The 26,761-nt window shown below is 50.4% G+C and carries 22 protein-coding genes; 4 read left to right on the top strand and 18 right to left on the bottom strand.

Annotated features, from left to right (window positions below; translation table 11 throughout):
- Nucleotides 1-25: 25 nt before the first annotated feature.
- The 3 genes from HF569_RS04895 to yidA (HF569_RS04885) are packed head-to-tail and all read left to right on the top strand — an operon-like array spanning nt 26 to nt 3,044.
- Entirely contained in the window at nt 26-1,393 is a 1,368-nt protein-coding gene (locus tag HF569_RS04895; RefSeq protein ID WP_168901544.1) for an HD domain-containing protein, read from the top strand.
- A 1-nt stretch (nt 1,394) separates the two neighbouring features.
- Nucleotides 1,395-2,213, top strand: coding sequence for a sugar-phosphatase (gene yidA / locus HF569_RS04890; protein WP_168901543.1), 819 nt, complete (start codon nt 1,395-1,397; stop codon nt 2,211-2,213).
- Between the two features lie 21 nt (nt 2,214-2,234).
- Nucleotides 2,235-3,044, top strand: coding sequence for a sugar-phosphatase (gene yidA / locus HF569_RS04885; RefSeq protein ID WP_168901542.1), 810 nt, complete (start codon nt 2,235-2,237; stop codon nt 3,042-3,044).
- Between the two features lie 170 nt (nt 3,045-3,214).
- Here the strand turns inward: yidA (HF569_RS04885) and HF569_RS04880 are convergent, their stop codons facing one another.
- From HF569_RS04880 to HF569_RS04800, 17 genes are all read right to left on the bottom strand, one after another.
- Complete coding sequence (locus HF569_RS04880) at nt 3,215-3,937, bottom strand: class I SAM-dependent methyltransferase (protein WP_168901540.1); 723 nt, start codon at nt 3,935-3,937, stop codon at nt 3,215-3,217.
- Between the two features lie 19 nt (nt 3,938-3,956).
- On the bottom strand, nt 3,957-4,307 hold the full coding sequence (locus HF569_RS04875) for a DUF3899 domain-containing protein (RefSeq protein WP_168850251.1): 351 nt from the start codon (nt 4,305-4,307) through the stop codon (nt 3,957-3,959).
- A 758-nt stretch (nt 4,308-5,065) separates the two neighbouring features.
- Nucleotides 5,066-6,046 (bottom strand): ribose-phosphate diphosphokinase, encoded by a 981-nt coding sequence (locus HF569_RS04870; protein WP_168850250.1) that lies wholly within the window; start codon nt 6,044-6,046, stop codon nt 5,066-5,068.
- A gap of 83 nt (nt 6,047-6,129) precedes the next feature.
- Entirely contained in the window at nt 6,130-7,509 is a 1,380-nt protein-coding gene (glmU, locus tag HF569_RS04865; RefSeq protein WP_168901538.1) for a bifunctional UDP-N-acetylglucosamine diphosphorylase/glucosamine-1-phosphate N-acetyltransferase GlmU, read from the bottom strand.
- Between the two features lie 11 nt (nt 7,510-7,520).
- On the bottom strand, nt 7,521-8,360 hold the full coding sequence (purR, locus tag HF569_RS04860) for a pur operon repressor (protein ID WP_168901537.1): 840 nt from the start codon (nt 8,358-8,360) through the stop codon (nt 7,521-7,523).
- An 802-nt stretch (nt 8,361-9,162) separates the two neighbouring features.
- Entirely contained in the window at nt 9,163-9,960 is a 798-nt protein-coding gene (locus HF569_RS04855) for a metal ABC transporter permease (RefSeq protein WP_168901536.1), read from the bottom strand.
- The gene (locus HF569_RS04850) at nt 9,953-10,651 is read right to left on the bottom strand and encodes a metal ABC transporter ATP-binding protein (RefSeq protein ID WP_168901535.1); all 699 of its coding nucleotides are present in this window, start codon (nt 10,649-10,651) and stop codon (nt 9,953-9,955) included. Before HF569_RS04850 ends, HF569_RS04855 begins: the two co-directional genes overlap by 8 nt.
- Entirely contained in the window at nt 10,651-11,574 is a 924-nt protein-coding gene (locus tag HF569_RS04845) for a metal ABC transporter solute-binding protein, Zn/Mn family (RefSeq protein ID WP_332870961.1), read from the bottom strand. The genes HF569_RS04850 and HF569_RS04845 overlap by 1 nt, the downstream gene beginning before the upstream one ends.
- Before the next feature lie 100 nt (nt 11,575-11,674).
- Nucleotides 11,675-12,610, bottom strand: coding sequence for an alpha/beta hydrolase (locus HF569_RS04840; RefSeq protein WP_168901534.1), 936 nt, complete (start codon nt 12,608-12,610; stop codon nt 11,675-11,677).
- A 93-nt stretch (nt 12,611-12,703) separates the two neighbouring features.
- Nucleotides 12,704-13,420, bottom strand: coding sequence for a response regulator (locus tag HF569_RS04835; protein ID WP_168901533.1), 717 nt, complete (start codon nt 13,418-13,420; stop codon nt 12,704-12,706).
- Complete coding sequence (locus tag HF569_RS04830) at nt 13,417-15,018, bottom strand: ATP-binding protein (protein ID WP_168901532.1); 1,602 nt, start codon at nt 15,016-15,018, stop codon at nt 13,417-13,419. Before HF569_RS04830 ends, HF569_RS04835 begins: the two co-directional genes overlap by 4 nt.
- Nucleotides 15,019-15,565: 547 nt before the next feature.
- Nucleotides 15,566-16,570, bottom strand: coding sequence for a 2-hydroxyacid dehydrogenase (locus tag HF569_RS04825; RefSeq protein ID WP_168901531.1), 1,005 nt, complete (start codon nt 16,568-16,570; stop codon nt 15,566-15,568).
- 34 nt (nt 16,571-16,604) lie between these two features.
- Entirely contained in the window at nt 16,605-17,678 is a 1,074-nt protein-coding gene (locus HF569_RS04820; protein ID WP_168901530.1) for an AEC family transporter, read from the bottom strand.
- A gap of 245 nt (nt 17,679-17,923) precedes the next feature.
- Nucleotides 17,924-18,844 (bottom strand): ROK family protein, encoded by a 921-nt coding sequence (locus HF569_RS04815; protein WP_168901529.1) that lies wholly within the window; start codon nt 18,842-18,844, stop codon nt 17,924-17,926.
- Nucleotides 18,828-20,303 (bottom strand): 6-phospho-beta-glucosidase, encoded by a 1,476-nt coding sequence (locus HF569_RS04810; RefSeq protein WP_168901528.1) that lies wholly within the window; start codon nt 20,301-20,303, stop codon nt 18,828-18,830. The genes HF569_RS04815 and HF569_RS04810 overlap by 17 nt, the downstream gene beginning before the upstream one ends.
- Before the next feature lie 658 nt (nt 20,304-20,961).
- On the bottom strand, nt 20,962-22,119 hold the full coding sequence (locus tag HF569_RS04805; RefSeq protein ID WP_168901527.1) for an ROK family transcriptional regulator: 1,158 nt from the start codon (nt 22,117-22,119) through the stop codon (nt 20,962-20,964).
- Nucleotides 22,120-22,140: 21 nt separating this feature from the next.
- Nucleotides 22,141-23,550 (bottom strand): MFS transporter, encoded by a 1,410-nt coding sequence (locus tag HF569_RS04800; protein ID WP_168850241.1) that lies wholly within the window; start codon nt 23,548-23,550, stop codon nt 22,141-22,143.
- A 498-nt stretch (nt 23,551-24,048) separates the two neighbouring features.
- On the opposite strand from HF569_RS04800, the gene yicI reads away from it, so the two are divergent.
- A complete protein-coding gene (gene yicI / locus HF569_RS04795; RefSeq protein ID WP_168901526.1) occupies nt 24,049-26,337 on the top strand; it encodes an alpha-xylosidase in 2,289 nt (762 codons plus the stop codon).
- Between the two features lie 13 nt (nt 26,338-26,350).
- Here yicI and HF569_RS04790 read toward each other — a convergent pair whose 3' ends face one another.
- On the bottom strand, nt 26,351-26,584 hold the full coding sequence (locus HF569_RS04790) for a hypothetical protein (protein ID WP_168901525.1): 234 nt from the start codon (nt 26,582-26,584) through the stop codon (nt 26,351-26,353).
- Nucleotides 26,585-26,761 lie beyond the last annotated feature (177 nt).

Genomic DNA, 26,761 nt, shown 5'->3' with positions numbered 1-26,761 from the left:
AAATATTCTGTAAGGAGGAATCACTGTGAGCTATGCAACCGCACGACTGCCCCGGGAAAAAGTCTTTCGGGACCCCGTCCACAACTATATTTACGTTCAGCACCAGGTTATTTTAGATCTGATCAACACCCGCGAGTTTCAGCGGCTTCGACGCATTAAACAGCTAGGCACCGCCTCACTGATCTTCCACGGCGCGGAACACTCCCGGTTCACCCATTCACTAGGAGTCTACGAAGTCACCCGCCGAATTTGCGACAATTTCCAGCGCAACTATCCGACTAAAATACCTGGCGATGGCGGTTGGGATGACCATGAGCGGTTGACTGCCCTGTGTGCCGCCCTCCTCCATGACATCGGCCACGGTCCTTACTCCCACACCTTTGAACACATCTTTCACACGGATCACGAGGCCATCACCGCCGAAATCCTGACATCGCCCAAAACAGAGGTCAATCAGATCTTGCGGCGTGTCAGCCCGACCTTCCCCCAGGAGGTTGCCAGCGTGATTCAAAAGACCTACCCGAATCCTCAAGTGGTGCAGATGATCTCCAGTCAAATTGACGCCGACCGCATGGACTATCTCCTCCGGGACGCCTACTTCACTGGAACCGAGTACGGCACATTTGATCTGACCCGGATTCTGCGGGTTATGCGGCCTTATAAAGACGGCATTGCCTTTGCGATGAACGGGATGCATGCCGTTGAGGACTACATCGTCAGTCGCTTCCAGATGTATCAACAGGTCTACTTCCATCCGGTATCCCGAGCTATGGAAGTCATTCTGGACCATTTACTCGGTCGCGCCAACGAACTGTATCAGGCCGGTAAGAGTGACGAAAGTTTCATTCCCCACCTGTTACTGCCCTTCTTTAACCATCAATTTGACTTAGAAGACTACCTGAATCTCGATGACGGGGTGCTGACCACCTACTTCACCCACTGGCGGCAATCCCCCGACGAAATCTTGGCGGATCTGGCCCACCGCTTCTTGGACCGCAAGCCTCTCAAGAGTGTGATCTTTGACGAAACAACGCAGGACCAACTGCCACATCTGCGGGACATGATCAGCTCGGTCGGCTTTAACACCGACTACTACACGGCCACCGATAACAGTTACGATTTGCCCTACGATGACGCCTACGATCCTAAAGTCACCCATCCCCTCACCCAGATCGAGCTCCAAGAACCCGATGGCAGTCTCCGGGAGCTCTCAACGGTGTCTGATCTCGTCAACGCCATTCGCGGCAAATTCACGGGTGACCAACGCTTCTTCTTTCCTAAGGAAATGTTGAATCCGGGCGACGATACCCCCGAGATCTTCCAACCGATTTTCGATGAATTCAGCAGCTACATTCACAACGACCAGTTGGTTGACCTAAAGGACACTGATTAAATTGACTATCAAGGTAATCGCGGTGGATATTGACGGCACCTTGCTCAATCCCCGCAATGAATTAACCGCCGCCACCATCACCGCTATTCACGCAGCCCAAGCGGCCGGGATCAAAATCGTCTTGTGTACCGGTCGCCCGCTATCCGGGGTGCAACCCTACCTGGAGGCCCTCGGACTAGCCGCTGATCCACAGCAATACGTCATCACCTACAATGGCTCCTTAGCGCAGACGACGACTGGCCGCATTTTAGCCCAGCAAACGTTGACTTACGCGGACTACGTGGATCTTGAGGCTTTTGCCCGTCAGGCTCAGGTTCACTTTCACGTCGTCACCCCTAAGCATTTGTACACGGCTAACCGCGATATTAGCCGTTACACGGTCAAAGAAAGCCAACTGGTCCATTTACCGCTCCGCTTCTGTGAAGCCACGGAGATGCCCTCTCAGCTGGTGATGCCGACCGCTGTTTTCATCGACGAGGTGGCTAAAATTGATGCCCTGCATTTGCCCACCAGATTGGCGCAACGCTTTTACGTCGTAAGAACTGATCCTCACTTTATCGAGGTCATGCATCCCCAGACCAACAAAGGTCACGCACTCCGTCAACTGGCGCAGTATCTACACGTCCCACTCACCGCTGTGATGGCACTGGGCGACCAGGACAACGATTTACCAATGATCACGACCGCCGGACTGGGTGTCGCCATGGGAAACGCTAACGACCGCGTCAAAGCGATTGCCGACGTGACGACGCTCACCAATGCCGCTGATGGCGTGGCGGCGGCCATTTATAAATACGCATTGAACCCAGATTTAGCATAACAAAGGAGAATTGATAACAACATGACAATTAAGATGATTGCGATTGATATTGACGGTACCCTACTTAACGAGAAGAATGAATTGGCCCAGGCGACGATCGACGCTGTCCAAGCAGCCAAAGCTCAAGGCATCAAGGTTGTCCTATGTACTGGCCGCCCATTAACTGGGGTTCAGCCTTACTTGGACGCCCTCGGCATCAGTGGTGACGAGCAATACGCCATCACCTACAACGGCTCGGTCTCGCAAACGGTATCCGGCAAAATGATGACCAACCACTCCCTGAGCTTCGACGATTACATCGACCTTGAAGCCCTATCCCGGAAGTTACAAATTCACTTCCAAATCGAAACGCCGGATTACATCTACACGGCCAACAAGGATATCAGCGGTTACACCATCTTTGAAAGCAACTTAGTCCGGATGTTGATCCGCTACCGCGAAGTTGGCGAAATGGACCGCAACCTGACGATTTCGAAGGCTATGTTCGTGGATGATCCTGACATTATCAACCGCGTCAACAAGGAGATCCCCCAAGAGATCCGTGACCGTTACTACGTCGTTCAAAGCACGCCATTCTTCATCGAAGTCATGAACAAGAAGGCCAGCAAAGGAAACACGCTGGGCGAACTGGCTGCCAAACTAGGCTTCACTGCCGATGAAGTCATGGCTCTGGGTGACCAAGGTAACGACCTAACCATGATCCAATACGCTGGTCTGGGTGTGGCCATGGGCAATGCCATTGACGAAATCAAGGACGCCGCCCAAGCGGTAACGCTGACGAACGCCGAAGATGGTGTGGCCGCGGCTATTCGTAAGTACGCTTTAAAGTAAGTTCAATATAGCTATTTGTTGGAGTCCGGGGGATAGTTCCCGGGCTTTTTTCATACTCAATTGACACCACTTATAGAACTAACTGCCCACTGGCGTATATTTGATTACGTCCCTCCGACGATACAAAAAGGGTCTGAGAACGACATCTCAGACCCTTTGACCATACTTGTTTAATTCTTGACAGCCCACAACTCATAGCTCGCCATCCACGGGCCGGTCCACCAACCGTTAATCCCTAGCCGGCGCACCCTAACGATTCGACAATCCAATTGCTCTAGCGTCTGCTGGTACTCGTGGCGGTGATGGCCGGTATCGACAATGAGCAAGGCACCCTGTGACTTCAATACCCGCGTTGCTTCCCGCAATGCCTGCTTTCGTTGTGCCGCTGGCTTAATATTGTGCAGGGCAAAGCTGGTGGTCACCAAATCATACTTCTCTGCCGTCAATGGCAGGTCGGTCATGTCCGCCGTCACCAGGCTAGTGCGATCAGACACGCCCCAGACTTTTAAATTAGCCCGCGTGACCGCTAGCGAGTTCTTTGACTGGTCGCGCGAACGCCACAGATCAACGCCTGTCACGGTTCCCGGCAACGTCAATCGTTGGGCCACTTGGTTCAAAACCGCCCCGTGGCCGCACCCTAAATCCAAGGCTTGGCTGTCGGGGTCCACCCCAACATCATCCAATAGTTTCTGCCAAATGTGTTGCTTACCAATCAACGACGTGCGCAGAAATACCAATCCCGCGATGATACACAGGAGTCCGACTAAAATAATCCCCATCCGTCCTTGATCTGGTTTGGTAAATGCCGCATTGACCAGAAATACCAATCCGACCAATTCATAACTGATGGGTACCGCTGGTGCATCAATCCCCGTTTTCACTTTTGCCATCATGTCCACTCCCCCTAAACTGCTAAAATAGCGTCAAAATAACCCCTGCCACGATATAAATTGCGCCAGCCAACAGGCCAAAGCGCGCGCCCCCATTCACCACAATCGGCGAATTCTTCACGCTGGCAACGTGCCGCACGCCAACCTTCTCACCAGGCAAAGGATCTTGCCCTTTCTTCCGGCGGTGCCGCCACCCCGTGAATAGATGCCCTTTGGCTAACACGCAGATTAAGCCAAAAACGATCAGGGCCAACCCGACCATAAACAGCAAATTACCGATGACCATCAGCGGCTGTCCCAGGATGCGCATGGCTAATCCGACCAGTAGACCACCAGCTACCCAGCCTGTGGTCCATCTCTGCCAACTCTTCATTGTCTAAACTCCCTTCACTTCTCGCTGGTTAGTCTACTCAGTCGACCGGCAGTCTACACTTGCTCTAATCGTAACCACATCCACTAGATTAGGCCACAAACACTACCGAGTTCATCTGTTATCCTGACTTAACAACCACCGATGAAAAATTTTCGCTTACTTGATCAAATTATTATTTAAAACTAAAGGTTGGATGATACATCCCGCCTTACCGTTCGCCAAATTTGGGCTGGAACGCTGTGGGCAGGACGGTCAGAGCCACAAACCGGTCTCTGACCTCGCTTTGAGCCGAGAAACACGTCTCAAAGACGCCATTTACCAAGAAAATCACTTGGTAAATCCCACGGCTGAGCCCAAATTTGACTCACTCACGGCTACCTAGAAGCTATCAATACCATTGCCTAAGCACTGACGCTCATACGGCTTAAGCCATTTTACCATTCCAAGACTACCTTAACCGGAGGAGGGCAGAAATGGAGCCAGCTGTGTCGACGGTGTTAGCCGATTCTCGGCTTACAGTGTGGGACGCGTTTGGAAACTGACGATTCTGTCAGGTTTCAAACCGAGCCGGAGGACCGCTCCCCAGGCCGCAGGCGGTCCCCACAGCAGGTGGAATCTCTGCCAGCCGCAGGTGAGTGGTTAGCAGACCTTTCAGGCTGTGGTCCTATCTGATAAGCGTATTGGTTCTTCCAACCTTTGTGGAGAAAAGAAAAACTTGAGCCAACGCCCTGCGCCGCTCAAGTTTTTTTGATCTCAATTTATTGTTCGTGACTCCGGAAACGGTTCTTGAACAATGGGCTGACCGGCCGGTTTTCATTGATCCGCTTGATGGCTTGACCAATCAGGGGACCAACTGAAATTTGTTGAACCTTTTCAATCTGCTTATCAGCAGTCAATTGAATGGAATCCGTTACCACTAACTTCTTAATTGGTGACTTCTTAATCCGTTCAATCGCTGGACCAGACAGCACCGGATGCGTACAGCTAGCGTAGACTTCCTTGGCACCAGCGTCCATCAACGCTTGTGACCCCAAGGTGATCGTTCCTGCCGTATCAATCATGTCATCAATCATGATGCAGCGCTTGCCCTTAACGTCCCCGATAATATTCATGATCTCGGCCACGTTAGCCCGTGGGCGACGCTTGTCGATAATTGCGATCGGTGCTTTCAAGAATTCAGCCAAGGCCCGCGCACGGGTCACCCCACCATGGTCAGGTGAAACCACCACAGCATCTTCATCCAAATGATTGGTCAAGAAGTAGTCGGCCAACAGTGGTGCCCCCATTAAGTGATCAACGGGCACATCAAAGAATCCTTGGATCTGAGCAGCATGCAGGTCTAAGGCCAGTACCCGGGTAACCCCAGCCGTTTGGAGCATGTTTGCTACCAACTTGGCTGTAATTGGTTCCCGTGACCGCGCCTTGCGATCTTGTCGTGCATAACCGTAGTACGGAATGACCACGTTGATGGTGGCCGCACTCGCACGCCGTAAGGCATCAATCATGATCAACAATTCCATTAAATTGTCGTTGACGGGAGCCGACGTTGATTGAATCACGTAAACGTGGCTTCCCCGGACACTCTGTTCGATGTTAATGCGAATTTCGCCGTCACTGAACCGGTCCACCGAAGTTTTCCCTAATTCAACACCAACCTCGTTAGCAATTTTTTGTGCCAACGGCTTGTTGGAGTTTAACGCAAAAATCTTTAGTTTAGGGTCAAAATATTGCGTAGCCATAATTTCCTCCAATAGCAGATAGTCTGCCAGAATTTACTACAATAATTTTATGCTATCGGGTCTCGAAACACAAGACCTTCACCTTAATCTTCACCACGATAAGGGAGTTTCTGGTAATAATTGGGTTTGTTAGTCTGACGTTGCCGCGCAATGGCCATATCAAACTTGTTGACAGCGTCGGTAATCGTTGAGCCGGCCGCAATAAAGCTGTGATCCGCTACCGTCAACGGCGCCACTAAGTTCGAGTTAGAGCCGATAAAGGCATCGTCACCAACCGTCGTCTCGTGCTTGTTTTTGCCGTCGTAATTCACAAAGACCACACCACAGCCAACGTTAATATTCTTGCCTAACTTGGCATTGCCCACATACGTCAAATGACCGACCTTGGTGCCTTCACCAATCGTGGCCTTCTTGACTTCCACAAAGTTACCCAAGTGTACCTTAGGCCCAATGTGAGATTCTGGCCGCAGATGACTGTTAGGGCCAATGTTAGATCCACTAGCCATATCGGAATCTTCCAATAATGAAGACGTCACCGTGACGTGATCTGCCAGCGTGGCATTCCGCAATTCGGAGTGCGCGCCAATGTAGCAGTCATCACCAATTACCGTGTGGCTTTTCAACAGAACACCTGGTTCAATGATTGTGTCGGCCCCAATCTTCACGTCAGCATCAATGTACGTGGTTTCGGGATCAACTAATGTCACCCCGTCACGCATGTGCTGTTCGTTAATCCGTTGGCGCATAATCTTCGTGGCATTCGCCAAGGCGACCCGGTCGTTAACGCCCATGGATTCGTCGAAATCAGCCATCTTGTAGGCCGCTACGATGTCTCCTTGGTGCTTCAAGATTTCAATCACGTCGGTCAGGTAGTATTCCCCCTGCGCATTGTCATTGGAGGTCTGGTGCAGCGCTGCGAACAACTTTTTATTGTCGAAGACGTAAACCCCAGTATTGATTTCATGAATTTCTTGTTCTTCGGAGCTGGCATCCTTTTGTTCCACAATCTTCTCCACGATACCAATATTGTTCCGCACAATCCGTCCGTAACCGGTTGGGTCTGGCGCCACGGAAGTTAAAATGGTGGCTGCAGCATGCTTGGCTTCGTGGTAGGCGAACAGATCATCAAAGGTTTCCGCCTGAAATAACGGCGTATCCCCACTCACAATCAGGGTCGTGCCTTCTTCATCTTTCAGGATAGGTTCCGCTTGTAAGACCGCATCCCCAGTCCCCAATTGCTTCGCTTGCAGAGCATATTGGGTCCGATCACCCAACGTTGCTTTGACCTCATCGGCACCATAACCCACGATGGTAACCACTTTATCCATGTTGGTCTTTTCCACTTGCGTTAAGACGTGGTCTACCATGGCCTTGCCACAAACGCGATGTAAAACTTTGTACAACTTTGACTTCATCCGCGTGCCCTTGCCGGCTGCGAGGATAATCGTATTTCTAGTGCTCATACCGATATCTCCTAATTTAATGAATTGTGGTCATCGCCAAAGATTTGGGTCAGGTAATTGCCTGGGGCCACTCGAATTTGTTCATCCGAGGTTTGGATCTTCAGTAATGACGTGTACTTGCTGACCGTGCGTTGCCCATCAAAGTCACCTTCGGCAAAGACCGCTACGCCGGCAAGTTGTGAATCGAATTCGTCCACGAGTGAGCGCAGACCACCAACGGTGCCGCCACCCTTCATGTAATCATCCACGATCAGAACTCGTGAATTAGGCTTAACACTTCGTTTGGACAGCGCCATCCGTTCGATTCGTTTAGTCGATCCAGAGACGTAGTTCACACTAACCGTCGAGCCTTCCGTAATCTGTGAATCGTGCCGGACAATCACAAACGGCACATTCAGGTAGTTGGCCACGCTCTGCGCCAACGGAATCCCTTTCGTCGCCACCGTTACGACCACATCAACGGATTGATTCAAATACTGGGTTGCCAGAATCCGGCCAATTTGGCGTAACGCTGCTGGCCGGCCTAAAATATCTGACATGTAGACGTAGCCTCCGGGGAGATACCGGTCGGCTTCAGACAATTCAGTAATCATTTCATCTACAAATTGTTCGGCTTCTTCTCTTAAAATGTAAGGGATAAAGCGGGCCCCACCAGCGGCGCCAGGTACGGTCTCCAGCAGACCGGTACCGCGTGCTTGGAAGGTCCGTTTCAGAATCGTCAAATCTTCACTGATGGACGACTTGGCCGACTCATACCGCGCAGCAAAAAATGTCAAAGACACTAATTGGTGCGGCCGTTCTAATAAATACCGGGTCATGTCGACTAACCGGTCACTTCTTCTGACTTTCAACCTCTTCACCTCAACTATTTCTTTAGAGTTAATTGTAAGCCCAATTTTAGCATAAATGTTCGTGTTTTTCGTTACATTTCGGTTAGAATTAAGATTTTTTTGGCATTTTTCGCAAAATGAAAGCGGGCAGCGAGTACAACTCGTTCTGAAAACTAGTAGTTGTGGGCCTCAACTATCGTTTTCCCGGTTATTCGCCACTACACGGCAACTGCCATCCAACCCGCTCTTAGCCTACCGTTTTCACCAGCCGGACTCAACTCATAACCCTCCATACAGCACAAAAAGGTCGTGAATCATCAACGATCCACGACCTTATGATTATCTATGGTAATGACGGTCCGCCTTACCGTTCGCCAACTTTGGGCTGGAACGCTGTGGGGAGGACGGCCAGAGCCATAGGACGGTCTCTGACCTCGCTTTGAGCCGAGAAACCCGTCTCAAAGACGCCATTTACCAAGAAAGTCACTTGGTAAATCCCACGGCTGAGCCCAAATTTGACTCACTCACGGCTACATTGATCGTCTAACTAAATGTCGTCAGAACAGCCATCACAAGTCTAATTGCTTGGAACAGTAATGGCACAACCGGAGGAGGCCAATGATGGAGGCAGCTGTGTCGACGCTGTAGCCCGAGGTTTCTCACTCGGGTTACAGCGTGGGACGTGTTTGGAGACTGACGATTCTTGTCAGGCTTCAAACCGAGCCGGAGGACCGCTTCTCAGGCCGCAGGCGGTCCCCACAGCAGCCGGAATCGTTGGCAGCCGCAGGTTGTACGAAGCGCTACCGATGATTTTCACCACAACTTATTCGGCTGTTTGTAGGCGTTGCCAGCCTAGGGCGATGAAGTAGAACACCGCCTCGATGGCTGCGATGAAGAAGGATACCGGGAAGTTTGAGATGTAACTCATCACGAGGCCGCTCCAGACACCGATGAGGGCCAACGCAATCGCTAAGATCATCATGCCCCCAACCGTGTGGGCGAAGTACTTCGCCGTGGCCGCCGGTAAGGTCAATAGGATGAAAATCAATAATGACCCGACAATCTGTGCAGCGACACTCACACTTAAAGCGAGTAATACCAAGAAAGTAATCGAAAGAACGTTGGTCCACAGTCCCTTAACCCGGGCGCCGGTGTGGTCGAATGAGTCAAACTTCAAGAACCGGTAAATCGCAAAGATCACGACGAGGACCAGTAACGACAGCCACAGCATCTGCTGGACGTCGCTCGCACTGATACCAATCACACTCCCAAATAGAATGCTCGTGGCATAACTGGCATTCTTATTGGCCAATGACAGGAACAGAATCCCTAGTCCAATGAACAGTGCTGAGATCGCACTCGTCGCAGCTTCACGACGCTCAGAACGGGCCGACAGTTGACCGACAATGACCGAACTCACGACCGTAAATAAGAGCATCCCGTTCAAGGGCGCCCAGCCAGCAAACACCCCAAAGGCCGCACCGGAAAATCCGATTTCGGAGAGCGTATGGGTGAGAAAAGACATGTTTCTGGCAATCACGAAAACGCCCATAATGCCGCAAATAATGGCGATGATCGTGCCGGCCGCAAAGGCGTTGCGCATAAATTCATAACTAAACATTTTCGCCCTCCCACACCTTTTCTGTTGTTAACTTTTCAATTGGTCCTTGCTCGACCTTTCCCGGCGTCAGCATGAGATAGTGTTGCGTATATTTCTGCGCCATGGGAATATCATGCGTGACGAACAGAACGGTCAGTTGTAGGCGCTGATTCAGCTCCGCGACCAAGTCTAGCAATTCCGTCTTCGTCACAGGGTCCAGACTCGCCGTGGATTCATCCAAGATCAGCAAATTGGGAGCCTCCACTAAGGCTTGCGCCAAGTAGGCCTTCTGTTTTTCACCACCAGACGCCTGACCAATCGGCCGTTGCGCCAACTGCTTAAGACCCGTTTGTGCCAAAATTTTAGTGACCTTAGCCCGTTCTTTAGCCGACAGCCACGGTAACTTCCAGCCCGTCAAATTCAGGCCCACAAAGTCCTTAATCGTCAGTGGGTAATCCGCATCAATATTTCTAAATTGAGGAACGTAGCCAATGGTTACCTCGTTTTGATTCGGCAAATACGTGATCTTCCCGTGAGTGGGCCGCAACTGATGAAGGATTGTCCGCATCAGCGTCGTCTTACCTACCCCGTTCTTCCCGATGACGCTCCAGACTTCTCCCTGACGAATCGTCAGATTGAGGTCCTCGAACACGGGATGATTGGGAAAAGTCACCCCGAGATGTTCTAATTTTAAAATGGGTGCACTTTCCATTACGACTGGCCCTCCTTCGCTTGAATCCGCTGAACCTGTTGATATTGTTTCAACATCCACGTGCGATACGTTTGATGTACCGGCATCGTCTCCGTTACCTTGACGACCGGAATGTGATACTGCTTAGCTAAGTTCACCATCGCCGTTACGTTCTTACTCGTATTCTGAGTATTCTCAACGAAGAAGGCAATTCGGCGGTGCTTAATCTGATCCTGTAATTGGGTAATATCTGCCGGGGTTGGATCGCTGTCTTCTTCAATCGACTGGGCAAAATGCCGGTCACTCACACGATACCCCATTGCCTTAAGCGCCAGATCAAACACGGGCTCACTCACGGCAACCTGCTGATGGCGACTGCCCTTCGATAAGCGTTGGGCCATTTGGGGAAGCACCGCGAGCTGGCGTTCGTACGCTGCCCCGCGCCGTTTAAAATCAGCCGCGTGCTGCGGTTCTAGCTTGCTAAATTGGGTCACTAACTGACGCGTTACTTTCGTCATCGTGGTGGGATCAGTCCACAGATGGGGATTATCCCCCGTCTGCTCATTCATCAGATCACCAATGATCAGTTTCTTCGTGTCACCAGCCTGATTAGCCGCAACCACCCGATCCATCCAGCTATCGTAACCCAGCCCATTCTCTACAACGACGTCAGCCTTAGCCACCAGCTTAGCCGTCTTGATATCCGGCTCATAACTTTCAGCATCAATGCTGGGACTGTTGATGACCGTGGTCACCTGACCCCGGTCCCCGAGAATCGCCTTGGCGGCTTCACCGTAGAATCCTAGCGTCGCCACCACGCGGATCTGATCGTTGGCATGCTTAGTGGTGGTCGCTGCCCCACAGCCACTGAGGGTCACACCCACCACTAAAACGGCCAGCACCGCTAAGACGCGATGCCACCAACTATCCTTTGCACGCTTCACTCAAGTCATCCCATTTCTCTGCCAAATATGTAAACAGTAATGATTACCGTTTAATATGTTACCAGATAATGAAAACTTGTCAACTAACCTTTAGACTTCCTTAATGGAGATATTTTTTCAAGAAATCCGCCACGAGTTGATCGTACTTCGCCGGATCAGCCGCCCTGGTTGCAATGTGGGCAGCTTCGGGGTCCCGATACTTCTCCTTAGGTCCCGCCGCAGCCCGGTACAACACGTCAAGGTTCTCGACCGGAACCGTCTGATCATTGGCTCCCTGAATCAGGAGTAGTGGCAGATTGGTGCGACGTAACTGGCCGGCAATATCACCATCGGATAGCCGGTAGCCCTCTGCCAAGCGAGAATACTGATCGGCAATGGGCACAATCGGGTAAATCGGCAAATGATATTTATGTCGAATCCGGAACTGAGCTTCCGCTAAGACCGAGGCATAGCCCGAATCGGCAACGACCGCCTTCACGTTGTGTGGCAGATCCTCACCGGCCGTCGCCATGACCGTAGCGGCCCCCATGGAAATCCCCATCAGAACGATCTCACAGTCATCCCCGTACTCAGCGATGACCTGGTTAATCCAGCCCACGTAGTCTAACCGATCCGGCCAGCCGTAACCAATGGTATGCCCCTCACTATCGCCGTGCGCACGCGCATCCGGCAAGAGGACGTGGTAGCCCCAGTCATAGAAGACCCGGGCGTAGGGAATCATCTGCTCGCGGGCATGACCTAGTCCGTGTGCCAAGATTGCAATACGCTTGGTCGGCTGCGCTGCCGGGAGCAAGCTCGCCCGCAGAATCAGTCCGTCCAGACTTGTTTGCGTCCATTCAATCGGATTGTGACGCAGATACCAGGCATTGTCATCCGCCGTATTTTCCGCAATAGCCCGCTGCTTAGTCTTGGCTCGGTTCCGACTAAAAGACTTGGTGGCCGCCTGGTAGACGACCGCGGCACCACCTAAGATACTCAGTGCACTTACCGCCGCAACGGCCGTTGACCCTGTCACAATTTTTTGCCAAGTTTTCATCACTAACTACCCCATTTCGTCTTGATCGCTACTACTCTCACTGTACCCAAATTCAGCAGTGAGTGCCACTATTTGATTAGTTGTCAGACCGTCTTAAAGGTACGGTTTCAACGCCTGCTTGCCCGTTTCATCCAGCCTGAATTTGGTCAAGGGACGCCCACTCCCCTGGTAGACGATTTGCGACGAAAGAAAGCCAATCGTGGCTAAAAAGTCGATGTACTTCTTGGTAGACACGCGCGACAGCCCCGTCTTGTCCGCCACGTCCTGATTGGAGAAATCGGCCTCCAGCGCCTGGAGTGCGGTCACGATACGTTGTAACGAAAGCTTCGTTAGTCCCTTAGGCAGCGCCTTAGTCTGGGCGGTTTGGGGCGCCGCGACACCGCCTCCCTGAAAGAGACTATCCAAGTCCTGCTGCGAGACCGTGTGCTTATCGTCCACCACCTGTAACCGGGTAAACTTCATCATTGCCTGTTCAAACCGCGCAAAGGTAAATGGCTTAATCAGAAAATCTAAGACGCCGTAGTTGACCGCCTCTTTTAAGGTTTGCTGGTCGTTAGCCGCCGTCATCATGATGACTTGGGGATGTAATTGCCGCTTGAGGAGTGCCGCCAAGAATTCCGTCCCACTTAGTTGTGGTAGATACATATCCAGTAAGATCAATTCGTACTGTGCCAGGTCTGGAAGAGCTAGTGCCGCGACCGCACTCTCACATTCGACAATCGTGACCGTCTGAAAAGCCGCGATGCGTTCCAAAAACTTATGGTTGATCATCCGAACCATGGGGTCATCTTCAATTATTAATATCTTCATCTCAACGCTTCCTTTGTTTCCACGACTGCCGTTATTCGAGTGCCGACTGGCTGATTATCCGCCAGCGTCAACGTTCCACGGAGTCGACTGACGGCTGCCTGAATAATCCCCATCCCATACCCGCGGTGCTCTCCCTTTGTAGAAAAGCCTTGGGTAAACATCTGCTGGCGTACTGATTCTGAAATGCCGTCCCCCGTGTCCTGAACCACAATTTTTAAATGGTCGGCCGTTTGACTCAACGTCAGGCTAATCACGCTCTGAGCATCGGGCTGTTTAATCGCATCGCGGGCATTATCCAGTAAATTCGAGACGATCCGCAGCAATAAGACTTCCACCTGACCGTCAAAGTTGGCCTGGGGCACCCGGCTATCAGCCGTTACTTTAAACGCTATGCCCTGCTCCTTAGCTTCCTTACTCTTACCTAAAATCAAGCCCACCATGGCGGGCCACTTGATCTTATCCGTGACGTAGCCCAGGTCTTGATGATAGCTATCGGTAATCTGCCCCACGAACTCGAGTGCCCGGGGGTATTCCTCCAGTTCCAGCAAGCCGTTGATCACTTGCAATTGATTCATAAATTCATGCGTCTGGCCCCGTAATGAGGAAACGTAGTGTTCGGTCCCGGCCAGCTTGTTGATCAAGCCGGTAATCTCGGACATATCCCGAATCAGGCACACCTGTCCCTGCCGTTTTCCCCGCACCCAGAGGTCATTGGTTGAGATCAGCAATTGCTTATCCAGGTAGGTCACCTCGATGCCGCCGGTGGTCGCCTGCGACACAGCGGCACCCATAAACAACAGGTCCCGTAAGGTCGACGGCAGTGGTTGTCCCACGACTAAGTCCTGTTGAAACAACGTCTGGGCCGTCTGGTTGGTAGAGATAATTAACCCCCGTCGATTGATCGCCACTACCCCTTCCGGCAAGGCATCGTCGACCAGAGTTTGTTGGGCGGTGCGCTCCGCAATCTCACTGGGGGACATTCCCAGCAGCAGGTAGCGCAGGTACATTCCTAACAGGACGGATAGGCCGAGTCCCACCAAGAGGCCTATCATCCCACCGATTAAGATTGGCCGCGTCTGGCGCTGCAACTGCTGATTTAAGTTCTTAGCGGTCACCCCGACACAGACGATGCCGATCACTTTGCCGTGGTCGTAGACGGGCTGAAAGACGCGATATTCGGGGCCTAGAACGCCCGCTCGCTGTGAGTAGTGCGTCTGTCCCTTCAACGCGGGCTGGGGGTCTTGTAGCGACGAGAAATGGCGACCGACGTCTTTGTCCAGGGGATGGGATAGCCGAATCAAGTCGTGGTTTAAAACAACAATGAAATCAACGTCGTCTCGCTTCACCAGGGGTTTGATATAGGTCTGCAGGTTAGTCGTGGCCCCGCCATTAGAGGCGCGAATCACCTGCTTAACCTGAGACATTTTGGCTGTCGATTTCGCCACCTTCAGAATCCGTGTCTGCATTGCCTGCTTGCTCGCCGCCACCGTATCCTGATGAATCAAAACGGCGGTGGTCACCACTGCCACACCAATTGTGCAGGTCATCACGGCAATCACGATGACCCAGAACGGTAGGCGCTTTTTAAGAACCTTCATCATCACCACTCCTCGTACTTCTCACTAAATATACCCGAATCTCATCAATGGGCGCAACCATTTACTCAACTGAACGTAGCTGTTAGTTGAATTGGCTATGCGTAACGGCCTCAGCAGGGTCAAGGATAACCATCTGGTGATAAACTCTCAACCATGCTCAAACAGGCTTAGAGTCGCTCCCCGTAAGGAACGTTCCTAAGCCTGTTTAACCCTATTCTACTAAAAGTACCGGCCGTGAAGGTGGTGTTAGCTGGTCTGCGAATGATCAGCTAGTTTAACCATCTGAAGCAACAGCGACCATTCAACACAACAATAGTTGATAACATCAATATAGCCGTGAGTGAGCCAAATTTGGACTCAGCCGTGGGATTTACCAAGTGATCTTCTTGGTAAATGGCGACTTGAAGACGGAATTTTCGGCTTCAAGCGAGGGTCGAGACCGCTCTTTGGCTCGAGCCGTCCTCCCCACAGCGTCCCGGTCCAAATTTGGCGAACGGTAAGGCGGTGGCCTTCACTCCGGTAATCTTTAAACACTAGTCAATTAGTGTTACTTCGCGTGAATGGCGTTCTTCGTGGCTCCCGTGGTCAAGATGTCATGGAAGTTATCGTAGCTGATGCTGATCATATCCTGCAGTGCGGGCTCCGTGTAAGACCCCACGTGTGGCGTAATCAAGACTCGCGGATTGGCGCGAACCAAGTCGCGGACTTGCTGGTTGGGAATATCATCCACACTAGCAAATTGCTTGCCTAGGATATTGACCTCATCCACCACTACGTCGGCGCCATAGCCATCCAGATGACCATCTGCCAAGCCTTTTAAAATGGCTGGAATGTTGGCCAACTCGCCACGTGCCGTGTTGATCAAGACGGCCCCCTGCTTCATTTGCGAAACAAATTGGTCATCGATCAAGTCTTCATTCTTTCCTGGGAAATAAGGAACGTGAACAGACACGATGTCGCTTTGCTTGAGTAAGTCTGGCAAGTCCATCATTTCGGCCAATTCCTTAGCAGCATCCGAAGGGTATGGGTCGTAAGCCACCACTTTGGCGCCCAATGCCTTGTATAACTTGGCTTCAGTATAGCCGATCCGGCCAATACCCACGATGCCGACCGTCGCCGTATGAATTTCTTTACTGAACATAGCTGGTGAAATGGTAAAGTCGGCCTGCCGCGTTTGGCTGATACCCAAGTTGACGTGACGGAACAGGTTCATCCCCAACGTAAAGGCCAATTCCGCAACCGCATACGGTGAGTAACCCGGTACGCGCGCCATTTCAATCCCTAAGTCGGCCGCCGCTTGCAAATCCATGTGGTTAAACCCAACGGAACGCGTGAAGACGTACTTGATGCCCCAGCTCGCAAACTTTTCTAGGTTTTGCCGATCAGCTAAGCAGTTACCCCGCACGAGCACCGCGTCTGCCCCCTTTGAGGCTTCGGCATTGTCATGCGTTAACAGATCTTCCACATAGGTCATATCAAAACCGTACTTATTCAGATCATCAAAGTAAGGCCGCTCAATGGGCCGAACACCGTAGGACGTAATTTTTACCATTTCAAAAGCACTCCTTTTCTAGTTAATATCGCGATTAATTAAAGATTCCCAGGCCGCTGATCACTTGTAAAATAGCGATCCAAATCGGCATCATCACCACGGCACAGATGGTCGAAATAAATGAAGCATTCGAAGACATCACGGCTTCTCTGTCGAAACTAATGGCATAAGCCGAAGCCACGGCAGCCGTTGGAGTAGCCATCATCACGACGACAGTCGCCACGGCCGTAAAGCTCAATGGCAGAATGTGCGTGATGCTGAGGAGCCATAAAATAACCAAGTTCAACAGTGGCACGATGATGACCTTATTCAAGGCGTAGTACCAAGGCGTCTTGTCTTCCGCGGCCGTCTTAAAGGAAATTGAGCCTAACGTCACACCAATTGCCAACCAAGCCAGTGGTGAGGACAAGTTTGCCAAATAAGTTAACGGTTTGTACAGCCACAGGGCGGTCTGATCGATTCGGTAAAAGGCCACCGTGGTCAGCCCGGTTTGTTGTACCCCGTTGATGGCCGCGTGAACGGTCACCTGTGGAACCAGGTGCTGCCCTAACCACATGAACAACCCTAAGAAGGTCGCAATCACGATGGGGTTGGCAAACATCTTTTTCACGTTCTTTGCTTCCATCTTTAAGCCGGACATCTTGATGTAGGCGTAAGAGTAAAGGAAGATCCGGTAACCAATATTGAAGATAGAACTGTACATAACCCCTTTAGCACCATACACGGCCCCAACAATTGGAATTCCGAAGAACGTAGTCGAACCAAAGGTCGTTAAGATAGCTAAAACTTCACGTTCTCCCTTAACATACCGCTGATACATAAATGGCGTAACGAAGATCAAAAGAATATAAATCACAATTCCCCAGATCAGTACGCCCATTCCTTGCTTGAAAGCCTCGTCATTCATGGGTTGCATGAATGAATTGAAGGCCAGGGCCGGAATAGCCACGGTAAGGGCAACCTTGGTCAATACTTTCCCAAAGTTTTCGCCGAAAGTTCCCCGTCGCCGTAAGAAGAAGCCCAAAAGAATAATAAAAATAGTAGAAGTGATGGAACTAATAATTGCTGCATTTGTGAACGTCGATTCAACTGCTTTAAGCACGCTCATCCTTGTCGCCTCCGTGATTAATCTATTTGATAAATCAATCATAGCGGCTACTTGCTCACTAATATACATAGCGAAAGTTATGTAATTAATGTAAGTTTTGTAAGTGGCATTGCTGCCAGTGATTTGGTGCACATAATGGCCTCTTGCCGTCTTTAAACTTTGGATCGGACTAAGCTTAAATCCTTGGCTGAATGAAAAAGGCCTCACCCATCAACTCACGACCGGTGAGACCTTCAATCCGTTAACTATCGCACCAGTATCCGTACGGCACCTTCAACTGGCTTATCTCCATTTTCCAAGTAAAACTGACGCGCGGCTCCAATCAAGTTAGCATCGTTATGAAACTTGCAGGCCTGAATGTCTGCCGTTAACGGGGCGCCATGTCGCGTCAATAAGCGTTGAACCCGCTGCTGAACGTCGTCGACAAATCCCGGTCGTTCCGAGATGCCACCCCCGATCAACAGGCGCTGCGGATTCAAACTCACGACTAAGTTAAAGGCCGCCCGGCTCAAGTAAGTTAACATATCGTGAATGCACCGCTGTGCCAGCGCATCCCCTTTCGCCGCAGCCTGATAAACCTCGCGAGCGGAGACAGAGTGGGGCCGCCGCGCCAAGCGCTGATACCGCTGGGACATCCGCACGGGACTCGCCAGTTCACTGAGCGTCTCACCCCGATCATTCATGACTTGATAGCCCAACTCGCCAGTAAAGTTCTGCTTGCCCGTTACCAACTGGCCATTCATCACAATTGCCCCACCGATACCGGTGCCAATCACCAGTAACGCAGCGTCCGTGACGTCTGCCGCATTGCCCTGCCAGACCTCAGCCAGAGCCGCACAGTTGGCATCGTTTTGAATGCTCACCGGCAACCCAAGTGCCGCTTGCAAGGTCGCCTTAATGGGAAAATCATTGAGATAATCCACGGCGCTCGTCCCAGAGATTCTGCCGGCCACCGTATCCACACTGCCTGGCAGGCTGATCGCCACCCCCACAAACGGGAGCTGCAAGCGCGCCTTCAACTCTACAATGGCGGCTAAGAGGTCTGACCGATTGTCTGGTGTTTTAAAGCGATCTTTATGGAGCAACTGTTGGTGTAACCACACCCCATATTTGACGGTGGTTCCGCCAATATCAATCACTAAGAGGGGCTCAGGATTTACTCTCATCTTTTTCACCTACTGTCTGATTAAGCTCGGCACCATTCGTGGCAATCACGTGCTGGTACCAGTAGAAAGAATCCTTACGATAACGGGCGAGACTGCCACTGCCATCGTCGTTGCGGTCAACGTAAATGAAGCCGTACCGCTTCGACAATTGCCCCGTGCTAGCGGAAACAATGTCGATCGCACTCCAAGGCGTGTACCCCATCACCTCGACGCCATCCTCAGTCATCGCCAATTCCATCTGTTCAATGTGTTCCCGCAGATAGTCAATCCGATATTGGTCATGCACTTCATGGTCGGCGGTTAAATGGTCAATCGCACCGATACCATTTTCCACCACGAACAATGGCAGATGATAACGATCATTCATCCAGTTCAAGGCATACCGCAGGCCCTCAGGATCGACTTGCCAGCCCCAATCGGACTGCGGCACGAACTGGTTCGTCACCAAGTCCTGCGACTCGTTGTAAGAAAATTGGTCATCTTCATGGTCGTTCGCTTGAGTCGCAAAGGACATGTAGTAACTAAAGCCCAGATAATCCACCGTCCCCTTCTTCAGGTTCGCCAAGTCAGCGGGCGTGATATCCAGATCATACTTTTTAGCTTGAAAGTAGTGGGTTAACCAACTCGGATACTGGCCCTCTACTTGCACGTCTGAGAACCAGAAGCGTGACTGCATGGCCCGCTGCGACTTGAAAACATCGCGTGGATTGTCCGTCGCCGGATAAACGGGCGTAAATGCCACCATTGCGCCCACTTGGAAATCCGGATTGATACTGTGCGCAATCTGAACGGCTAAGGCACTGGCAACCACCTCGTAGTGGGCCGCTTGATACATCACTGCCTCGGCATTTTCGCCCGGCTTCACCTGAAACCCGGAGTTAGTGAATAACGTGAACTCACGATCATAGTTTGTTTGATTGTTGATTTCATTAAAGGTCAACCAGTACTTCACATTGTCACGGTAACGGGTGAAGACGGCCCGCGCAAACCGGGTAAAGAAGGTGATCGTCTGCCGACTACGGAAGCCCCCGTAAGCCGTCACTAAATGATAAGGCATTTCAAAATGTGACAGCGTAACGACTGGTTCAATGCCATACTTGTGGCATTCATCGAAGAGACGGTCGTAAAAGGCTAGCCCCGCTTCATTCGGCTCCAGTTCATCCCCCTGCGGAAAGATTCGTGACCAGGCAATCGACGTGCGAAAACTCTTAAAGCCCATTTCGGCAAAAAGCTTCACATCTTCTGGGTAACGATGATAAAAGTCCACCGCCTCATGGTTAGGATAAAATTCACCGGGTTGCACCCCCTGCGTAATCTTCCGTTCATCATGCGTCCCGGCTGCCGTCATGACGTCGGCTACGCTAAGCCCTTTACCGTCAACGTTATAGGCCCCTTCTACTTGGTGGGCAGCTACGGCGCCACCCCATAAAAATCCTGCTGGCAAAGTTCTACTTGTCACTATAAATTCCTCCTTGTAATTCCTATCTCTAACGTTTCTGCACTACTCACTGATACAACTAAAAGTAAACATCCTGGATGACCTCCGCCTTACCGTTCGCCAAATTTGAGCTGGAACGCTGTGGGGAGGACGGTCTAAGCCACAGAGCGGTCTTAGACCTCGCTTTGAGCCGAAAAGTTCACGTCTCAAAGCCGCCATTTACCAAGAAAGTCACTTGGTAAATCCCACGGCTGAGCTCAAATTTGGCTCACTCGCGGCTGCATAGCAGTTATCAACCATCATTGGTTAAATGCTGACGAACCAAATGATTAATTTTGTCTGTCATGCAAAGACTAGCTTAACCGGAGGAGGGCAGAGATGGAGCCAGCCGTGTCGACGGTGTTAGCCGAGAATCGGCTTACAGCGTGGGACGTGTTTGGAGACTGACGGTCTTGGTCAGTCTTCGAACCGAGCCGGAGGACCGCTTCTCAGGCCGCAGGCGGTCCCCACAGCAGGCGGAATCTCTGCCAGCCGCAGGTGATGGTTTCGCCTTGTTTATCTTTAAGCATATGGTAAAGATGGATTTTGGCGAACGGTAAGGCGGCAACGTCCGTTCTTTAAATGACAAAGCGCGGGCCATGCAGCCTCGTGAGCTGTACGACCCGCACTTTGGTGTAACTTAGTGGTGAAAAATCAAGCGTGTGCTTGGCATGTCCAACACCTGATGAATGACCAACGACGCGCCACCCAACAAGGTCGCATACTTCACATCTTTAGACATGACTAACGGTGGTACTAGCGGCATAAAGCTCAATTTCATCTGGATATTCTTCAGGATTTCCGGGAGCTGATCAATCAGCGGTGAATTGAAGAAGACCATCTGGGGATCATACGCAGCGATTAAATCACTGGTCACAATTGCCAAGTGGTAACAGAAATCCTCAATCAGGTCAACGATAACGGCGTCTCCCTGATCGGCGGCTGCGACCAATTCAGCTAACGTGTAGTGATCAACTGCTTTCAACCGCGCGGCCTTTCTTAATAACGCGGCTTCCGACCACTCGTGATCAAAGTTAGGCAGTTTCGCCAGTCGTTGGCGGGGCTTGCCCGCACCCTGAATCATGATTTGGCCGATCTCACCCGCGCGGCCGTAATTTCCCCGGTAGAGTTGTTTGTTCACGATAATCCCGGCACCAATTCCTTCGTGAATGCTGACGGAAACGATGCTTTGCAGTTCCTGCTTACTAAAATCCTGTTCAAATACCGCCGATAAATTGGCTTCATTCTCAACAATTACCGGCACGTGATAGCGTTGTTTGAAGTAGCCCACCAGATCGAAATCACCAAAATCCACGAACGGTGACGTGACCACTTCGTTCTGGTAAACACTTCCAAAGATCGCGATCGAAATGGCCTGTAACCCATTGTCCACTTCGAATTCTGGCAGTTGTGCGATCATATCGTCCATTTTGGCCACAATCTCATCAACCGTGGGGTGTTGCAACGGACTCTCGCTGTATTCCAGCGCCCGACCGTCCAACTGGGTGACCAGCATTTCCAAAATGACCCCAGAAATGCTGAAATTAATCACATAACCATACGTCGCGTTGAAGGCCACCAACTCTGCTCGACGACCGCTGCCTGGCTTGGCCGCAGCCTCGCCCTGACTGGATACCAATTTTCGTTCCGTGAATCGGCCCACGATATCGGACACCGTGACCTTATTCAAACCTAACAACTTAGAAATTTCATTTCGCGAAATCGGTCCATGATTCACAATCGTCTGTAAAACCGAGTGTTCATTGTGGTCGCGCATCACGTCTTTGTTAATGATCATGCCAGTCACTCACTTTATCGTTTATTCACCGTCTTTGGCATCTTCTGCATTTTCACGAGCGTGCTTTTCTGCCAAATCACTTTGCATCTTCTTTTCAATCCCATCAACATGGTAGAACATCAAAGCAATTCCAGAAAGGGCAAACCCTAACAGTGGTACCCAAATATAGTTCAATTCAATCCCGTGTAAGGCACCGGCAGTTTGCGTTTGGTTGGCGACGTAACCCGTTGCGGATAAAATCCAACCGGTGATAACCCCACCAATACCCATACCTAACTTGGCACTGAAACTGGAGAATGACGTAACGATCCCTTCGGCACGGACACCGTTCTTCCATTCACCATAATCCACAGCGTCGGCCAGCATAACGGCGATTAAACCAGATACATAACCAGTTCCTAAGTAACCAACAATCGTAGCGACAATAATCATTGGTACGCTCAGGTTGTTAGCGCCTAAGCTCAACAGCAATTGACCAACAACGGCCAAAATCATTCCGGCTAACATCGTGTTCCGCTTACCAATCAGCTTGGAGGTCCATGGCGTCAAGACCACGGCAACCAAAGCAACGATTTGTAAACTCAATACGAATGAAGCCAACGTTGCATCGTGCATGTTGTACTTGAAGAAGTAAACCGTAACTTGTGAACGCGTCTGCATCCCCATCCAGTAGATGAAGTTGATGAAGATGATAATAGCCCATGGCCAGTTGCGCTTCAAAGCTCTCAGAGATTCTTTAATTGGAATAGAACGACGAGAACTCTTCGTTTGAACCCGTTCAGTCGTGTTCTTAAAGACAAATCCGAAAATCACAACTACGATAATCCCGACAATTAAAGCCCAGATGAACCAGCCACGCGCGCTCGTCGTTGAGCCGTGACCGAAGAAGGCAACCATGGTTAACGTGATCCCAGTAATAATCGTGGCACCAGCAGTTCCCATGAATTGCCGAATCGTGGACAACGTGACCCGTTCTTGGGGGTTACTCGTCAATGATGGCAAGATCGAGGTAATTGGAATGTTAACGGCCGAGTACAGCACATCCACCCCAATATAGGTGATGTATGCCCAAACCAACTTCCAAGTTAAACTCATGCTTGGCGTGGTGAAGACCAGTACACAGAAGACCGCAAATGGAATTGAGAACCATAACCAGTACGGTCGGCTCTTCCCCCACTTAGTATGCGTGTGGTCAATCATAATTCCCCAGAATGGGCCATCAAAAGCATCGACAATCCGTGCTACCAAGAACAGCGTCCCAACAGCAGCGGCACTAAGACCAAAAGTATCGGTGTAGAAAATCATTAAGTATGTCCCAACCATTTGGAAGGACAGGTTGCAAGCAAAATCACTAAAACTATAGGCGATTCGTTCGTTCCACGGCACCATATTTTTCTCGGAGACCGCGACTTTAGGAGCATTTTCACTCATAAGTACACACCTCTATAATTTATGAATCGAATAATGAAATTTGAGTTAATTGCAAAAACGTCGACGTTTAAGGAAATTCAATTTTCAATGCATAGCATACTGTAACCGCTTTCATTTGTCAATACCACTTTCGTAAATATCTCCTTTACTTGATTCCCTTAGTCCCTCTAATGGCTGTACCTCTAATATGGAACAGACTCGCTGGCTCCTCATTAAATTTAATGGCTGATTAAACTCAATCTTTTGTTAAGTTAGCTACCGATAAATCACAATTATCCAGCAATTCGCCGCCACTTCGGCACCGCACTCACCATTTTTTATAAAAATATTTTTCTTTAGTCGGCGTTCGCCCCTAACAGCTATGTATGGCCCTTTCTTATCACTTTTAAGCCTATTTTGCGTCTATTGTAAGCGTTGACATTCTGAATTTTGCAACGTACACTGTGAGTGTCGATTAAGAAAATTCAACTTTCTAAAAAATTAGAGGGGTGTTTATCCATGAAGTTTACGAATGGTTACTGGCTAAACCGGCCACAATACCAAATTGAATCACCACGTGAAGTCTTCGACTATCAGAAGACGGATCGCCAATTAACGTTGTATGCACCATTTAAGTTCATCAACGAACGGGGTGACGAACTTAACTTGGGGATGAGTACAATTAACCTAACCTCACCTATTGAAGGTGTGATTGGGGTTAAGCTCACCCACTTTGATCAAGATACCAAGGGGCCTTCTTACCACATCAATGATCAAAAACCAAACGTTGCGATCACCACTGGCGATAAGGAATTAACCTTTAAGTCAGGTGAATTAACTGCCCGCATTCCATTCAAGCAGGCCTTCCAATTAGACTTTTTACACAACGATCATTTACTAACCCAGTCGTTGGATAAGGCGCAAGGTGTGATTCACGATAAGTCAACCAACAAAGACTACATGCGTGAACAACTCAACGTGGGCGTTGACGACAAAGTCTATGGCTTAGGTGAACGCTTCGGTAACTTCATTAAGAACGGTCAAGAAGTCCGCATCGATAACCAAGATGGTGGGACAGCTTCCGAACAATCTTACAAGAACATTCCATTCTACTTAACGGACGCTGGCTATGGGGTCTTCGTTGACCAACCACAACCCGTTGACTTTGAAATTACTTCTGAAAACGTTGACCGGGTTCAATTTAGTACCGAAGGTCAATCCTTACAGTACTACGTGATCTACGGCCCTACCCCACAAGAAATTCTGCACCGTTACGCCGAGTTAACTGGTCAAATGCAATTGCCACCTGCTTGGTCCTTCGGGCTGTGGCTGACGACTTCCTTCACCACGGATTACAGTGAAGAAACCGTCTTGAAGTTTATCGACGGCATGAAAGAACATCACATTCCACTAGATGTCTTCCATTTCGACTGCTTCTGGCAAAAGGGCTTCGAATGGTCCAACATGGAATGGGATCGCGACGAATTCCCAGATCCAGAAGGTCTGATTAAGAAGATTCATGACCGCGGTATCAAGGTCTGTGTCTGGATTAATCCATACATCGCCCAAAAGGGGAAGATGTTTGAAGAAGGCAAGAAGAATGGCTACTTCGTCAAGCGCGAAGATGGCAACATCTGGCAATGGGACCTCTGGCAAGCCGGCAACGCCTTTGTCGACTTCACCAACCCTGCCGCCGTTAAGTGGTACAAGGGCAAACTGCAAGCCTTACTCGATATGGGTGTGGATTGCTTCAAGACTGACTTCGGTGAACGGATTCCCGTTGACGATGCCGTCTTCTTTGATGGCTCCGATCCTAAGCGCGAACACAACTACTACACGTTGCAATACAACGAAGCTGTCTTCGACACGATTGCTGAAAATAAGGGCAAGGATGAAGCTGTGGTCTTCGCTCGCTCCGCAACTGTCGGTTCACAAAAGTTCCCTGTTCACTGGGGTGGCGACGCCTTGTCAACCTTCAAGAACATGTCTGACACCTTACACGGTGGCCTGTCCTTCCTGAGTTCTGGGTTTGCCTTCTGGAGCCACGATATTGGTGGTTTCGAGGATGGTCCCGATACACCAACGCCAGATCTGTACAAACGTTGGACGCAATTCGGCCTGTTATCCTCACACAGTCGTTACCACGGCAGCAATGTTTACCGGGTGCCATGGAACTTCGATGATGAAGCCGTAGAAAACAGCCGGAAGTTTGTTAACTTGAAACTGTCACTGATGCCTTACCTGTACACCCAAGCAGCACATGACACTGCCTACGGTAACCCATTAATGCGGCCAATGTGGTTCGAATTCCAGGATGATTTGACCACCCACTCACTGGACAACCAATACATGTTCGGGAGTCGGCTGTTAGTTGCCCCTGTCTTCAACCACGAAGGCCACGTCAACCTCTACCTGCCTGCTGGCAAGTGGACCAGCATCATTGACGACAACGAATTCTATGATATCAAAGACGGCAAGTGGTTGAGTCTAAACTACGACGAATTAAGCCTGCCTGTCTTGGCTCGTGACAACACGATCCTGTTACGGAATCCTAAGGCCGTTCACGCTGATTATGACTTCACCAAGGATTTGGATATCCATCTGTACGATATGCATGAAGGCACGACCAGCACGACCGTTGTTGATCAAAAGGGCCACGACGCCGGCAAGGTTACTGTCGACCGTCATGGTAACGAACTGAAGGTCAGCACTACTGGTTTGACTGGCACAGCAACCGTATTCGTTCATGAGAACGGCGCGGTCACTAAAGCCACTTTAACTGGCGACAACACGACCATCACTCTGTAATGATCATTAAATTTTAAACGTTATCGGAAATCCCTGCATTACCAGCGAACTGCGAGTCGTTGGTTGTGTAGGGATTTTTATTGTCGGCTGTTGCTCGCAGTGAAGGTTCCCCTCCATGGTCCAAATTAGCCACTAGTGTCTGCCCATACAATAAACGAATCAAACTCGCCTGAGTCATCGGCAAGTTCAATGCCGCCTGCATTTCCGCTACCAATTGCGGACTAACCCGCCGTCTTTCATTTTCCACACTGTTCACCTCACCTAGCTATCATGCCGGTTTTTCAACGACAATACCAGCCAGACGTCTTACAAATTTAGTTATACAAAAAGCGCGTTAAATCAACGTTTCAGCTGACTTAACGCGCTATTTTCATCTTCTTTTGGTATGTGGAAACCAGCCGCCTTACCGTTCGCCAAATTTGAG

Source organism: Levilactobacillus tujiorum (assembly GCF_012641185.1).
GTDB classification, from domain to species: Bacteria; Bacillota; Bacilli; order Lactobacillales; family Lactobacillaceae; genus Levilactobacillus; species Levilactobacillus tujiorum.
Note: the sequence above shows the minus strand (reverse complement) of the source record. Positions and strands in the feature narration are given on the sequence as shown.